This is a genomic window from Gleimia sp. 6138-11-ORH1, from assembly GCF_024814355.1.
Classification (GTDB): domain Bacteria; phylum Actinomycetota; class Actinomycetes; order Actinomycetales; family Actinomycetaceae; genus Gleimia.
Genome location: NZ_JANUXV010000001.1, coordinates 243,175 through 256,667, shown reverse-complemented (window position 1 = coordinate 256,667; position 13,493 = coordinate 243,175). Strand labels below are relative to the sequence as shown.

Below are 13,493 nucleotides of genomic sequence, written 5' to 3'. Positions count from 1 at the left end.
AAGACGTAAACTGGCAAAAGAGTCTAAGGAGGAAAAATGCCAGCGAAACGGATTTGTGTAGTTGGAGACGAACTTATCTCCGGGATGGGAGATGCTCGGGGAATGGGTTGGCTGGGCCGAGTTTTAGCCCGCACCAAACAACCCGCAGATATGCAGGTTTTCCCACTTGCGGTTCCCGCAGAAACTACCACCGCGTTAAGTGCCCGCTGGGAGCAAGAATGTTTCCGTAGGTTCAGTGTAGAAACTGAAAACTATCTAATTGTGCAACTGGGGAAAGCCGATTTAGAAGCAGGTATTTCTGCGGCGCGAACCCGTTTAAATCTTGCAAATATCCTAGATACTGCCCTGCAAAAAGAAATTAAACCCCTGGTTATTGGCCCGCCACCTTTGCGTGCTTTCGACATGCGCCATCTGCAAGAGCTTTCCAAAGCCGGTTCTGAAGTATGTGAACGCCGCACGATTACCTACATCAATACTTTCCAGCCCTTAATCAATCACAGTCAATGGCATGATGATCTCAGTCTTTCCCCGCAGCAAATGCCCTCTCAAACCGGTTATGGATTAATGGCGTGGATTATCCTGCACTGTGGCTGGTATCAGTGGATTGGGTTAGAAGCGTTAGAATGAGCTCCCAGCTTCCAGATCTAACCGCGTACTTTGCAGTTGAACTTCCCTACTGGATACAAGAAATCACCGCGGCAAAGACTTTTCAAGACCTGTTTATTTGGCAAACTAAGGCAGAAGATCAGCGTTGGGATGAACCTTTTGATACTGCCACTGAACTTTTGGAAACAGATCCCGAAGCTTGCTTCGACCAATGTACTTTAGCTTTAGAAAGTATCGCTGTGGAATTCCCAGTGATAAATGAATTCTTCACAGAATTAGATCAGACCGGTGATCTAAGTAAGCTAAAGGCAATCCCGCTTTACTGTGAGAATCTGGCAGCTAGGTTACTAATTTCCCAGCACACCAGTATCTGCGCAGAGATACCTTTTGTCAGAATTCCTGACATTGCGGTGCGCGGAAGACTATGGTTAGCGAATCAATGTGCGCTGGGAAAGTTCCCTCATCTGAAAGATCCTTTAGTTTACGCTTTTAACCTTGTTGAGCAGGCGAATCTTTTAGCGCCCGGAGATGCTGACACGGCTGCTTTGCGGGCTATTTTTGCTTGGCAAAGTGATGCTCCCGTTAAGTTACAGATGGAGCTTCTGGCTGACCTTTTTGAAGTCTCTTTAACTGCAGAACAGTTAAGTTATGCCTATTATGTGGCTGCTTTACTGCGAAGTGGCACACCGGATGCTTTAGCTTGTTATGCGCAGGTGCAGCCCAGTACCGCGTTTTACGAGGACGCTTTGAATGAATCCATAGTACTTAAAGCAGAGTTAGAGATTTTCCAACCCAATTATGAGATACCAGACTACACTGCGGTAGAGAATATCTTTAACTTCATGAATGGTTCAACCCAGGTACCTCACCCGGTTCCTCCCGGTTTCCCCTTTAAATCACAGCAGCTACTACAGCGGATTTTCAATGCTTGCCACGTAGCCCAGGTGGGTGAAGCATTAGAGGCTTTTCGCACTTACGATCGATTATCTTAAGCCTTTTCACGCAGTTAAGCTTAAACGTAAAAGTCTGGGAGTTTCTTTTAGAAACTCCCAGACTTGATTTAGCTTTTTGTCTTACAATCCGATTGGACTGTCAACCACTTATGCGTTTGGACGCTTACCGTGGTTTGCACCATTCTTACGACGGGCACGACGCTTACGGCCTCGCTTGCTCATATCTGGCTCCTGTAAATACTTTATTATTCAAGATTCAGTAACTACAGTTCGAAAACTGCAGACAACTCTCCTATTTTCACATATTCACCCGGCAATGACAATCGGCAGCAAAAAGAAACCGCAAGTTCTTTCCTAACTCACAAAAGCAAAATAAAGTTTAAGCTAAATTTTAGTCTCGTTTAACTTCCACTGTCCGGATCTGGTTTCTAATCTGAGCTTCTAAATCAGCAGGGACTTCTTTGCGGTAACAGTCTTTTAACAAAGCCCGCAAATGCACCTCCACATCGAAAAGCGTTTTACAATGAGCGCACTCACTAAGGTGGACTTGCAGCCGCTCTTGGGTTTGTGCATCCAGTTCGCCATCCGCAAGTAAGAAAAGTAATTCTTCCAACTCTTCACAAGTTGTACACGTAGACAGGTATCCCATTTATACTTCCTCTTTCACAACTTGTATTCCCTGGGTGCGCGCATAGGTTGCTAAGCGAGTCCGCAGGAGAGCTCTGCCACGATGAATCCGCGACATGACCGTGCCGGTAGGTGTCCCCATTATCTGCGCAATCTCCCGGTAAGAAAACCCTTCAACATCAGCTAAAATCACTGCTTCTCGGTAAGAAACGGGTAACTCTTCTAATGCTTTGACCACTACCTCATCTGTTAAAGAACTAAATGCCTCAGCTTCCGCAGAACGCAATCCCGTGGGATCGTGCGAAGCGGCCTGATACATTTCCCAGTCGGTAGTATTTTCTGTATCTACTTCTAAAGGACGCCGTTGTTTACGCCGGTACTGGTTAATGAAAGCATTTTGTAAAATCCGATACATCCAGGCTTTTAAGTTTGTTCCTTCAGCGAAAGTATGAAAGGAACTAAATGCTTTCATATAGGTGTCTTGTAAAAGATCCTGCGCATCAACTGTATTCTTGGTAAGTCGATAAGCCGCTGCATAGAGTTGTTCAATCAGCGGGAGCGCTTCCGTTTCAAAACGTTCGCGTAACTGTCTATCTTCCAGATTCATCAATATTTAGCCTACGCGATTTTTCCTCTCACGCAACTGCTTTAAGCACGCTAAAATAAAAGCATGAGTTTACTACGTTTTACCGCACGCACGCTCCTGGCGTTACCTTTCCTTGTAGATGGCATCGACGCCATCCAAAATCCCCAATCTCACGGGCAAAAACTCCAGCGAACCTTAAAATCTGTTAAGGGTTCGACACTTCCCGAAGTAAGTAAAGAACAGGCCACCCAGCTTTCTCGCTTAGCTGGAGTAGCAACAGTTACCGCTGCGGCTGGTTTAGTCTTAGGGAAAGCTCCACGCACTTGCGCCACGCTTTTAGCTTGCACAGCTATTCCGATTGCAGTTGTCCAAAACCCAGTTTGGACTGCTGCTGATAAGACTGAACGAAACCAGTACCGACGCGGATTAGAACGGTACGGAGCTGTTTTTGGTGGCTTAGTTTTTGCTGCTTTTGATCGTAAAGGGGCGCCCTCGGCATCTTGGCGTTTATCGAATTGGAAACAACAGCGCCAAACCTTAAACCAGCTCAAAGAAACCCCTACCGTCTAAAGGAAGCGTTTTAGAAACTTCCAAATGACAAAATCTCTTTCTTTTTCAGCGGGAACTGCGGAAACTTCACCAGTTCCCGCTGAATCTACATCCATTTTTCCGCCTGAAACAGCTTCGGATTTTTTCTGGCCAGCCCCGCGCTTAACCGCACAGGCAAGTGACGATTCACAACAATTAACTGACCGATCTTTGCTTTTTTCAACCACTGCCCCAGCCCTTAGTATTCCCGGTTCTAAATCACAAACTAACCGCGCTTTACTGCTGGCGGCACTAAGTGCCACCCCCAGCCAGCTAACTAATCTGCTGTGGGCCCGCGATACGCTTTTAATGAAAGCCGGTTTAGAGAAACTGGGAGCAAAGTTTACTGAGCTTTCTGATGGGCTGGTTGAAGTCACTCCGATAAAGCCAGATTCTTTGGAAGAAACTGTGACTATCGACTGCGGTTTAGCAGGAACTGTGATGCGTTTTCTTCCGATGATAGCCGCCGGATTTCAAATTCCGATTACTTTCACAGCAGACCCCCAGGCCAACCAGCGCCCCCTTAAGCCACTACTGCAGGTGCTTTCCGAACTGGGAGCAAAAATAGACTTTCATGGTGAAGCTACCTTTCCGTTTACGATTTGCGGTCCAATCACTAGTTTTCCAACTAAGCTGACCGTAGATGCTCAGGCTTCCTCACAGTTCTTTTCAGCTCTTTTACTGGGCTTGCCGTTCATTTATCCCCCTGGTCACGATCTAACGATTACCTCTGTATATCCGCCCTCGATCCCGCATATCGAAATGACTATTGCGGAACTTAATGCCTACGGGATTAACGCCGTTTTAGAAACTGCAAATAGTTCCTCCCCGCAGCCGCGAGCGCAAAGAACTTTGGTGGCGTCTGTGCGCACTGGCTTGCCGTGCCCTGCTCAGTTGATGCGGGCTATTGAAGTGGATACCACTACGGCAATGGTTTTCATCGCTGCCAGCGCTTTTACGAAACGGCCGGTGACAATCGCGAATTGGCCGGCTGTTTCTTACCAGCCAGGTGACGCATTTTTAGAGATTTTGCCTTATTTTGGGTTGATTGCTCAAAAATCTAAGTCAGCATTATCCGCCACTACTCTTTTGGTTTCTCCTGGTTCTACTGGTACTGCCGTGGGTGAGGAAACTATTGATTTAAGTGATTTTGGGGAGTTGCTTCCTGTGGCTGTTGCTTTAGCTACGCAGTTACCGCACCCAACTACTTTCACTGGGGTGGGGCATTTGCGTGGTCATGAAACTGACCGGTTGCAAGCCTTAGCCAATGAGCTAAACAAATTGGGAATAGGCTGCCAGGTGAAAGCAGCTTGCTTGCGGGTGATTCCTCCGGTTGAGCGTATTTCTAGTTGGGATAAGCCGGTTGTTTTGAAAACCTATCAGGATCACCGCATGGCTATGTTTGCTACTTTAATGGGATTAAAATATCCAGTTTTAGTTGAAAACGTGGCGACAACTGCAAAAACTCTTCCGAATTTCCCTCACCTGTGGGAGGGATTTATTCTAGGATCATCCCCTACTTCACCTGAGGCAGATAAAGGAGGCTCCCTTGAGCCGACGTGACATTGGTACTGACGATATGCGCGTTAAAGTGCGTCCTGGGAAAGGTTCTCGTCCCCGGACAAAGATTCGTCCTGATTATTCTCACTGTCCGGTGGGGTTCGTTTTCTCTGTTGATCGAGGACGTTACCATGTGTTGCTTGAGGATACGAAGCTAATGGCGGTTAAGTCCCGAGAGCTGGGTCGCGGCGCGATTGTGGTAGGTGATCGCGTGCGCTTAAATGGTGATTTGTCAGGGCGTAAGGATACGTTGGCGCGGATTGTCATGGTTGAACCTAGAGAAACAGTTTTGGCCCGCAGTGGTGAGGACGCTGATACGGTGGGGCGAGAAAAAACCATGGTGGCAAATGCCGATAACTTGGTGATTGTTACTGCGATGACTAATCCGCCGGTGCGCCCGGGTTTTATTGACCGGTGTTTGGTGGCTGCCTATGATGCGAAGATGCGTCCGATTGTGTGTTTAACTAAAGCTGATTTAGGTGATCCGGATAATGTGATTGAACTGTGTGAGGCACTGGGCGTGACTACGGTGATTTCTTCTAATCTTCCGGGGGATCCTCATGAGTTGGGTTACCGTGATCTTTTGGAGCTAATTAACGGGCAAACTTCAGTGCTGATTGGCCATTCTGGGGTGGGTAAGTCTACTTTGATTAATGCGATTTTACCTGAGGCTGAACGTCTTACCGGGGATGTTAATCAGGTGACTGGGCGGGGGCGGCATACGTCTACTAATATGTTGGCGCTTCCTTTACCTGCCGGGGGGTGGATTATTGATACGCCGGGGGTGCGCGGCTTTGGGTTGGCCCATGTGGAGCCGGATACGGTGGTAGCTGCTTTGCCAGAGTTGTCTGCGGCGATTGAAGATTGTCCGCGTGGTTGTACTCATTTGGAGGATGCTCCTGAGTGTGGTCTGGATCTGTGGGTTAAGTCTGGTTCTGAGGCTGAGAGAGCTTTTAGGCAGCTGCGTTTGCAGTCGGTGCGTCGTTTGTTGGTGAGTTTAAAGTCTGCGCAGGAAAAACCTTGGGAAGTGTTTTCTTAAGCGTTCTTGGGTTTAGTTTTATTTTCTTGTCACCGGTAGGTTTTAGAGTATGGGTATGAAGATTTTACACACTGCTGATTGGCATTTGGGGCGGGTGCTGCACGGAGTTTCTTTAGAGAAGTACCAGGCTGAGTTTTTGCGTTTTTTCGTTGATTTGGTGCGTAAAGAGGCTCCTGCTGCGGTGGTGATTGCCGGGGATATTTTTGATCGATCGATTGCTCCGGTTTCGGCGTTAGCGTTAATGGATGATACGTTAGCGCAGTTAGCTGCTTTAACCCAGGTTATTCTGATTCCGGGTAATCACGATTCGGCGGCACGCCTGGGGTATGGGAAAAGTCTGTACACGGATAAGGTAACGGTGTTTTCGCAGTATGCGCAGGTGGGGACGCCGGTTGTTTTACGTGATCCGGCTGATGCTGGTGGAGACGGTACTGTGAATATTTATCCAATTCCCTATTTGGAACCTGATTTGGCGCGTGCTTATTTTACTGATGAGGTTTCTGGGGAGCCGGTGGGTCGTTCTCATCAGGCGGTTAATTCGGCGGCTGCGCAGCGGATTTTTACTGATATTGCTTCTCGCGCGGGGATTGGCCTTGTGGTGGCTCATCCTTTTGTGGCTGGTTCACTTACTTCGGAATCTGAACGCGATATTTCTGTTGGGGGGGTGCAAAGTATCGCGGTGGAGACTTTCCGGGATCTTTCAAGGAAGATTAAGTATGTGGCCTGTGGGCATTTGCACCGCCCTCAGACACTGTTTCCGGCAGATGCAGAAAGTGATTACTGCGTGCGTTATGCGGGTTCTCCGCTTCCGTTTTCTTTTTCCGAGGGCGCTGATAAAAAGTCGGTTACGCGGTTGGAAGTTTCTGCGCGTGGATCTAAGCAGCAAGTTGAAATTAGTGAGATTCCTGTGCCGCAACCGTATAAGCTAATTTCTTTCCAAGGTACTTTAGCGCAGGTTGAAGAGTTAGCTGCAAAGAGTTCTTCTGCGGAACCTGTGTTTTACTCGGTTGAGATTACTGATCCGGTTCGTCCGGAGAATCTCTATGCAAAAGTCAAACAGTTACTGCCTAATGTAATGCAGATTCGGTATGTGGCTACCGGAAGTTTTAAGTCTCAAACTACTGTTTCGCATACTAGCCTGGGGCCGGCTGAGGTTTCTCAGCATTTTTTCACCCAGGCGTTAGCCAGAGAACTAACTGCTGTTGAACAGGCAACGATTAACGAAATTTGGGAGCAACTTCGGATTGAAGAAGGTGCATTATGAGATTGATTGAGCTAAATTTTGCAGCTTTAGGGCCGTTTGCAAAAGAGTATCGGATTCGGTTTGCTGATTTTGAAGCCTCTGGCTTATTTTTGTTGCGCGGTGCTACCGGTTCGGGTAAATCCTCTATTATTGATGCGATTCTTTTTGCTCTCTATGGGGAAAGCCCGCTTAAAGAGACTTCTTCTGCGCAGCGTTTACGTTCAAATTTTGCGTCTAAAGATACGGCCAGTTACGCGGAGCTTTTGTTTGAAGTGCCTTCGGGTGCCTATTTGGTGCGGCGCACGCCTCGGTATCGTAAGCCAGGGAATAAAAATGCAACTGCTGGCACTGCTGTTTTAGAAAAAGTTAGCTTAGTTGATGATCAAATTGTGGGACGCGAGCCACTGGGAGCAAAACCTGCGGAAGTTAATGCGCTTATCCCCCAGCTTTTAGGGATTGAATCCCAGCAGTTTTTACAGACAGTTGTGTTACCGCAGGGGAAGTTTGCACAGTTTGTGCGGGCCACCCCAGATAGTCGTAAGCAGCTTTTGCAGCAGATTTTCAGAACTCAAGAGTTTGACCGTTTTACTGAGTGTTTGAAAGATAAAGCTAAGCAGGCTAAGGCTGATTATGAATTGCTTGTAACTAAAGCTTCTTTTCTCACCAGTAGGATTTTAGTTGCAGATACCTCTGAGCTGGCTTTATCTGAGCTTTTGCCTGCTTCCCAAAGCCGGTTAGATTCTTTGGAAGCCAAGGCGGCTTCTTTCAAAGCTGAAAAAGAGCATTTTGAAACTGCTGTGGCTGAAGTTAAGTTACTTCTTAAAGAAGTTAGTCTGTATCAGCAGGTGCTGGATGAGTTCGCGGAAATCTCTGCTGAGAAGGTGACTTTAGAAAAGCAAAGTCAGCAAATGGAAGTTTTGCGTCACCAGCTTCAGTTAGCTAAGGAAGCTAACCCGGTGGTAGCAGTTTTAACTCGGGTGGAAGAGTCACAGGCTAAATTATCACAGTTATTCTCTGAGGTTTCGACCCGCTTCAACTTAGCTTTGGATGTAAAAGAAGTCGATCTTAAGCGACTACTTATAGATTCTGAAGCTAAGGAAGCTGAGCTGTCCCAGCAGCTGAAGGAAAAGACTCGGCAACTTAATCAACACCGAAACCTATTAGAAAAAGAAACTCAGTTAGAGGCGCAGGTTAGTAAATGTACTGAGTTGGATGCCTTGATAACGACGCATGAAACTAAGTTGGCAGCAGCAGATGAACCTTTAAAACGGTTTGCTGAAACTGTTGCAAGTTTGAAAGAAAGTGCAGCCACTAAACAAACTATTGAAAAGGAACTGCTTGAGGTAGAACGCCGTTTAGAAAGTAGTCGCAAAGCTGATCAAAAAAGAAGTGAGTTAGTTCAGTGCGCTGAAGAGATTGGCAGGCTGAATCGGCTTTATTTCCAGGCAGAACGCGATTATGAAATAGCTTTACGTAACTGGGAATCCGACGCAGCCTCTCAGTTAGCCCAAGAGCTCGCTCCTGGTGTTCCTTGTTTAGTTTGTGGCAGTGAGGAGCACCCTGCGCTGGCTGAACGGGAAAAAGAGTTTACCGAGGTATCTGCAACAGATTTAGCTAACTGTATGCGGGTGCGTAATCAAGCAAAGGTAGATTTAGATCTTAAGAAGCAGCAGCAAAAGGAAATTACCGCCCAAATTGTTGAGCTTAACCAGTTAGCTAATGCTCCAACGGGGACTTTAGAGAGTTTGCAGGCTGATTATCAAGCGGATTTACGTGAACTGGAAGCTAATGTGCAAAAAGCTACTGAGCTTGAAGTCCAGTTGCAGGCTGCGAAAGCCGAGTTAGCTCATCTAGAAAATGAACTTGCTGCTGCGCGGGGGCGTAGAGAGGAAGTTCAAGAGCAGCTTTGTAGTTTAAAAGCTGAGATTGCCAGTTTACGTGCGCAGTTATCTTCCACTGTGGAAACCACTGACACTGTGGTTGCAGATTTAACTGCCCGGGTAAGTGAGTTAGAAGCGGCGCAAGAACTCCAAAGAGAGCTAGTCCTTTGCGTTCATCAGCTGAGTTCGCAGTTTCAAGTCGTTGAAGAAACTGAGCTTGAAGCTGAAGTAAAGCTGGCAGAAAGTAGTTTTTCTGTAGCTGCGGAAGCCTTTGCGGCAGCTAAAGCGGTGCCTGACTATGAAAAAGCGATGCAATCTGTGGCAGAGTATGAGGCTCGTTTTAAACAGATTGAAGCTACCTATTTGAAGCTTGCTTCAAAGCAATCTCTCATCGGTAATCTGCCTGCTGAAGCTGCTCTCAAGAGTCTTTTAAGTAAGTTAAGTACAGGTTTAGAGATAGTGCGAGAGCAGGCGATTCATGCCGTTAATCAGCTTGCTACTCAGCAGCAAAACTTCCGTGAGTTAAAAGCGCAGCTTAGTTTGATTGAAAAGCAGGAAGCTACCACCGGTTATTTGCGGCGTTTAGCAGAGTTAGCTGCTGGAGCTAAAACTGAAAAAGGGGTGGCTATTCCTCTTTCCACGTGGGTGCTGATCGAACGGTTTGAAGCCGTTATTGCCGCAGCTAATCCGTTTATCAGTAAGTTCTCTAATGGCCGGTTTAAGCTTATCCGCGTTGATGAGGACGCTAATTCTTTAGCACAACATGGTGGTTTGGGAATTAGTGTTTATGATTATGAAACGGATATGGAGCGCCCTAGTAAAACTCTTTCCGGTGGGGAAACTTTCTATGTTTCTTTAGCTTTAGCTTTAGGTTTAGCGGAAGTTGTTTCTGCTGAAGCGGGGGGTATAGATTTCAAGTCTATGCTGATTGACGAAGGTTTCGGCACTTTAGACCCTGAAACTTTGGATAAGGTTTTAGAAGGTATTAAGCAGATTAATCATGCCGGTAGAACTGTGGGGATAGTTTCTCACGTGGAAGAGCTGCGCCGGCGGATTAGTGATGGGATTGAGGTTCTCCCAGATCCTGCGGGGGGTTCTAAACTGCGTATCTACAGTTAAACTGCGCTTCTACAGTTAAGGCACGCGTATAAAGCTAAACTGTGCTTGTACAGTTAAGGTACGCGTATAAAGCGAAACTGTGAATCTGTAGTTAGTTTTCATTTCAGTAGTTTACTTTCCCCGCTGAACTGCCGAGTTGTTTAGTAGCTTCAGCTAACAGCTAGTTTGCGAAGTAACTCTAATTCTTCGGGAGCGTACCATTCTAAAGCACATTCAAGTAGTTCAGCTACGGCTTCATCAGCTGCTTCTTGAGTGGTTGCGGTGCAAGCTGCAGTAACCCAGGGAGTGGCTTCGGAACCATCGACTAAAAATGCAGCTACTTTATCCCAGGTAATCCCGTTTTGTATCTCGTCAAGATGTTTAACTTCCACTGCCACTACTACTCGGCGAGGCGGGGCTGTGGGGGTTTCTCGGATCCGGTTTAAGGATAGGAGTGAAGCGTCTTCAGTAGCTTCATAATCCGCTATTTCCGCTGCGTCTGGCCCAGTTTCGGTTATCTGAGGGAGCACGGCTTCAGTTAGAGGAAGCTGCTTGGCTGTTAAGTCTACTAAGGTAGCTGGAATAAAAACTCGCATAGTTTTATTCTGCCATGGAGGTGGCTAACTTCGTATCTTGTAGATGCTTTAGAGCTATTTCTAAGGCTTCAGTGATTTTTGCTTCCGGGTATTTTTCGCCCACGGGTTTGGCTTCAAGGAGCGCGTCGGCAACCTGTGGGGATTCTTCAATCACGATATAAGGTATGTCTGGGGCAATGGTATTTAGGACTCGATTAAGTCCATGTCGCATTTGCCTATTTTTACGGGTGCTTTCTGCTCGGTTTATTAAAAGCAGATCGATTTGAATGTTGTTTTCTTGCGCGTCATCTAACACGTGCCCTAAGCGGGTTAGTCCAATCGCATCAGCTTTGGCTACTGCGATTACGATGTCTGCGGTGCTTAAAAGGGTTTGGTTAATATCTTCTCTAGAGGGAACAAAAGTCAATTGGGAGGGATCGGCTTCTCCTAAGCCAGCTCCCAGATCTAGAACTAAATGCGATTGTTGTCTGGCTATTTGCAGTAGGTCAGTTAGTCCTTCGGAACTGATTTGTCTCCATTTGTCGGCTCGGTTTAATCCGGCTAATAGGTGCAGATGGGGGTTTAATTCATAGGTTATTTCGCTTAGGGATTGTTTTTCTAACTGGCCTTTATTTCTTAATCCTAAAGCAGCGGCAATACCTGGCCCGCCCGGTTCCTCCCCGGTCATTTGCAAGAGGGAGGGGGCTTGTAAATCAGTGTCTATTAAGGTTACTGGTTGCGCGGTTTTGCTAAGTTGGTAGGCGAAATTTAGGGCCAGGGTGGAGCGTCCCGGCGCTCCGGGGGTTCCCCAGAAAGCGATTACTTTTCCGCAGTAATCGTTTTCTAAGGTAACTTCTATTTCAGGGATTTCTGTGGGCAGACCAAAGATATGTTGTTTAACTCCCAGGGTGAGGGTTTGGATCACGTCTTTGGCTTCACCGTATTCGCAACGAGCTGATTCTCCGAGACTGGGGGTACTTAGCACGTTAGGGACAAGCAGCAGGGTGAAGATTCCTCTGGCGTTCATTTCGTCTATAAAGACTGCGTCAATGCCGGGTGCATCTGTGTCGGCGATGAGGATTCTGCTTAATCCTGCCTGGAGGGAAGAACGGGCGTCGGCTATGTCAGCGCACCGTTTGATTACATGAAATTTAGTTTGGTGTTTATTCAGCTCTTTGACTACTTCAGTTTCATAGGGTTGTTTTAGCCAGACGACCACGTTTTCGATTTGCATGTTTACCCTTTCGGCACAATCACTAGCTGGGCATCACTGTTAGTTGCTTCTAAAATCTCAGCTATTTGGGTTTCGGGTACTGAGATTTCTACCGCTTGGGTGCGTTCAGCAAGCAGACGATTCTGTTCTTCGGGGAGGGCGATAACTAAGGCTTCAGTGGAGAGGATTTTCGCTTCTTTGGTGGTATTTTCGTGAAGCTGTTTTTGGGGAACTGCCCATATTTCTACCGAAGTTCCCACTTTCACGCTGGAAGGAATCGCGGGGCTTACTTTGATAACTACCTGCCGGCGGTGCGTGTTGTTTTCACTACTGATGGCTTCTTTCGGAAGTAGTTCGCCTTTAGAAAGGGAGCGGATAGCGATTGGGCTGGCGGGTAGTTCGTTTATTTGGAAGTAGGCGTCTGATTCGATGCGGGCAGAGACCGCGCGTAGTTTGGCGGGGTTAATTTTCTGTCCAGCTGCAATGTCCTCAGTTAGTTCGTAGTAGGTGGTGTTTCCTTTAGCTTTAGCGATGAGCACGGTGGTGAGGGTGATAGAGATAATGATTAACAGGACACCGGTTAGGAATTTTGGGTCGGTGAGGATTCTTTGTTTTTGCGCGAGGTTAGGGTTTAGTCGCATTTTTGAAAGAAGATTCATAATAATATAATGCACTGCATTTTCATTTACGTGGGGTATTTTGAAAAATTGTGGATAACTGACAAGAACTGAAATGTAGTGCATAATAGCTGTATGGAACCTCGCTTTTACACACTTACTGATATTTCAGAGATTCTTAATATAAGTATGTCTGCTGCGCGTGCTTTAGTTTCTTCTGGCGAATTGCCGGCAATTCAGATTGGCGGCAAACAGGCTTGGCGGGTGGAGATTTCCGAGTTTGAAGCCTATATTGAACGTCAATATGAGGCTACTAAGGCGCGGATCGAAGCAGGGCAGCTTTAGTTATTCGCTGATAACTTTGATTGAGAATACTCCGGCACTGGCGATGGAAAGCCGTTGGCGGTTTTCTTGATTGATAATCTCAAAGTGGTCGGCAAAGACAGATACCAGGTATCCGGTTTGAAAGTTGCCGTTTACTAAAGTCACTAAAACTCGTGCTCTTTTTCTTCCTAGTAACCTGAGAATTTGGTTGATTTGAGATCGTTTTTGGATCTCTCTCATCGTTAGATGAGCGTCTTTAAGACCGCCAATTTGATGGCAGTTTTTTAGGTTAATTAGTTCTTCTTCAATGCCTTTTCTTACCAGGATCCAGTCTTTTCCAACCTGGGTGAGTTGGGCTGCTTGCATTTGCCCGTTTGGCTGGTAGAAGCTGATTTCATTTCCGAGGGCGGTGTTTAAGCGTTCTATTAGGGTGATTTGCGCAGTCTCACCTTCAGCCATTTCAGCTGCTTCGTTGAGCTGTAGCTGCCTGGTTTGTGCGATAAGTTCCGCTTCTAGCTGGTCGATCAGAAATTTTAGATCCATAGTTTGATTGAACCTGATTATTTGTAAAATTCCAAGCATAA

15 protein-coding genes are annotated in these 13,493 nt (G+C 46.7%); 8 read left to right on the top strand and 7 right to left on the bottom strand.

Features of this window, described 5'->3' with window-relative positions; all coding sequences use genetic code 11:
* Positions 1-36: 36 nt before the first annotated feature.
* Together NXS08_RS01020 and NXS08_RS01015 are read left to right on the top strand one after the other, a co-directional pair.
* The gene (locus NXS08_RS01020; protein ID WP_259136270.1) at positions 37-627 is read left to right on the top strand and encodes a GDSL-type esterase/lipase family protein; all 591 of its coding nucleotides are present in this window, start codon (positions 37-39) and stop codon (positions 625-627) included.
* On the top strand, positions 624-1,598 hold the full coding sequence (locus tag NXS08_RS01015; RefSeq protein ID WP_259136269.1) for a hypothetical protein: 975 nt from the start codon (positions 624-626) through the stop codon (positions 1,596-1,598). The genes NXS08_RS01020 and NXS08_RS01015 overlap by 4 nt, the downstream gene beginning before the upstream one ends.
* 108 nt (positions 1,599-1,706) lie before the next feature.
* Here the strand turns inward: NXS08_RS01015 and NXS08_RS07390 are convergent, their stop codons facing one another.
* The 3 genes from NXS08_RS07390 to NXS08_RS01010 form a co-directional block, all read right to left on the bottom strand.
* On the bottom strand, positions 1,707-1,781 hold the full coding sequence (locus NXS08_RS07390) for a 50S ribosomal protein bL37 (RefSeq protein ID WP_396232239.1): 75 nt from the start codon (positions 1,779-1,781) through the stop codon (positions 1,707-1,709).
* 169 nt (positions 1,782-1,950) lie between these two features.
* Entirely contained in the window at positions 1,951-2,208 is a 258-nt protein-coding gene (locus NXS08_RS07385) for a zf-HC2 domain-containing protein (RefSeq protein ID WP_396232231.1), read from the bottom strand.
* On the bottom strand, positions 2,209-2,793 hold the full coding sequence (locus NXS08_RS01010; RefSeq protein WP_259136268.1) for a sigma-70 family RNA polymerase sigma factor: 585 nt from the start codon (positions 2,791-2,793) through the stop codon (positions 2,209-2,211).
* Between the two features lie 63 nt (positions 2,794-2,856).
* Here NXS08_RS01010 and NXS08_RS01005 point away from each other — a divergent pair, with 63 nt between their 5' ends.
* Genes NXS08_RS01005 through NXS08_RS00985 form a run of 5 tightly spaced genes read left to right on the top strand, consistent with a single transcriptional unit; the run spans position 2,857 to position 10,201 of the window.
* The gene (locus tag NXS08_RS01005) at positions 2,857-3,342 is read left to right on the top strand and encodes a DoxX family membrane protein (protein WP_259136267.1); all 486 of its coding nucleotides are present in this window, start codon (positions 2,857-2,859) and stop codon (positions 3,340-3,342) included.
* Positions 3,343-3,366: 24 nt separating this feature from the next.
* On the top strand, positions 3,367-4,923 hold the full coding sequence (locus tag NXS08_RS01000) for a 3-phosphoshikimate 1-carboxyvinyltransferase (RefSeq protein WP_259136265.1): 1,557 nt from the start codon (positions 3,367-3,369) through the stop codon (positions 4,921-4,923).
* Positions 4,910-5,959 carry a ribosome small subunit-dependent GTPase A gene (gene rsgA / locus NXS08_RS00995; protein ID WP_259136263.1) on the top strand — a complete coding sequence of 350 codons (1,050 nt, stop codon included), beginning with the start codon at positions 4,910-4,912 and terminating at the stop codon, positions 5,957-5,959. Before NXS08_RS01000 ends, rsgA begins: the two co-directional genes overlap by 14 nt.
* Positions 5,960-6,014: 55 nt before the next feature.
* Positions 6,015-7,223, top strand: a complete 1,209-nt coding sequence (locus NXS08_RS00990; protein ID WP_259136261.1) for an exonuclease SbcCD subunit D — start codon at positions 6,015-6,017, stop codon at positions 7,221-7,223.
* 2 nt (positions 7,224-7,225) lie between these two features.
* Positions 7,226-10,201 (top strand): SMC family ATPase, encoded by a 2,976-nt coding sequence (locus NXS08_RS00985; RefSeq protein WP_259136260.1) that lies wholly within the window; start codon positions 7,226-7,228, stop codon positions 10,199-10,201.
* Positions 10,202-10,350: 149 nt separating this feature from the next.
* Here the strand turns inward: NXS08_RS00985 and NXS08_RS00980 are convergent, their stop codons facing one another.
* Genes NXS08_RS00980 through NXS08_RS00970 form a run of 3 tightly spaced genes read right to left on the bottom strand, consistent with a single transcriptional unit; the run spans position 10,351 to position 12,642 of the window.
* Entirely contained in the window at positions 10,351-10,776 is a 426-nt protein-coding gene (locus tag NXS08_RS00980; RefSeq protein WP_259136259.1) for a DUF6912 family protein, read from the bottom strand.
* Positions 10,777-10,780: 4 nt separating this feature from the next.
* Positions 10,781-11,989, bottom strand: coding sequence for a cellulose synthase operon protein YhjQ/BcsQ (locus tag NXS08_RS00975; RefSeq protein WP_259136258.1), 1,209 nt, complete (start codon positions 11,987-11,989; stop codon positions 10,781-10,783).
* Positions 11,990-11,991: 2 nt separating this feature from the next.
* The gene (locus tag NXS08_RS00970) at positions 11,992-12,642 is read right to left on the bottom strand and encodes a hypothetical protein (protein ID WP_259136257.1); all 651 of its coding nucleotides are present in this window, start codon (positions 12,640-12,642) and stop codon (positions 11,992-11,994) included.
* A 78-nt stretch (positions 12,643-12,720) separates the two neighbouring features.
* On the opposite strand from NXS08_RS00970, the gene NXS08_RS00965 reads away from it, so the two are divergent.
* On the top strand, positions 12,721-12,930 hold the full coding sequence (locus tag NXS08_RS00965) for a helix-turn-helix domain-containing protein (RefSeq protein WP_259136256.1): 210 nt from the start codon (positions 12,721-12,723) through the stop codon (positions 12,928-12,930).
* Here the strand turns inward: NXS08_RS00965 and NXS08_RS00960 are convergent, their stop codons facing one another.
* On the bottom strand, positions 12,931-13,452 hold the full coding sequence (locus NXS08_RS00960) for a hypothetical protein (RefSeq protein ID WP_259136255.1): 522 nt from the start codon (positions 13,450-13,452) through the stop codon (positions 12,931-12,933).
* Positions 13,453-13,493 lie beyond the last annotated feature (41 nt).

Coding starts and splice junctions, on each gene's coding strand:
- NXS08_RS01020 (WP_259136270.1), top strand. CDS start 37: ATGCCAGCGAAACGGATTTGTGTAGTTGGAGACGAACTTATCTCCGGG.
- NXS08_RS01015 (WP_259136269.1), top strand. CDS start 624: ATGAGCTCCCAGCTTCCAGATCTAACCGCGTACTTTGCAGTTGAACTT.
- NXS08_RS07385 (WP_396232231.1), bottom strand. CDS start 2,208: ATGGGATACCTGTCTACGTGTACAACTTGTGAAGAGTTGGAAGAATTA.
- NXS08_RS01010 (WP_259136268.1), bottom strand. CDS start 2,793: ATGAATCTGGAAGATAGACAGTTACGCGAACGTTTTGAAACGGAAGCG.
- NXS08_RS01005 (WP_259136267.1), top strand. CDS start 2,857: ATGAGTTTACTACGTTTTACCGCACGCACGCTCCTGGCGTTACCTTTC.
- NXS08_RS01000 (WP_259136265.1), top strand. CDS start 3,367: ATGACAAAATCTCTTTCTTTTTCAGCGGGAACTGCGGAAACTTCACCA.
- NXS08_RS00990 (WP_259136261.1), top strand. CDS start 6,015: ATGAAGATTTTACACACTGCTGATTGGCATTTGGGGCGGGTGCTGCAC.
- NXS08_RS00980 (WP_259136259.1), bottom strand. CDS start 10,776: ATGCGAGTTTTTATTCCAGCTACCTTAGTAGACTTAACAGCCAAGCAG.
- NXS08_RS00975 (WP_259136258.1), bottom strand. CDS start 11,989: ATGCAAATCGAAAACGTGGTCGTCTGGCTAAAACAACCCTATGAAACT.
- NXS08_RS00965 (WP_259136256.1), top strand. CDS start 12,721: ATGGAACCTCGCTTTTACACACTTACTGATATTTCAGAGATTCTTAAT.
- NXS08_RS00960 (WP_259136255.1), bottom strand. CDS start 13,452: ATGGATCTAAAATTTCTGATCGACCAGCTAGAAGCGGAACTTATCGCA.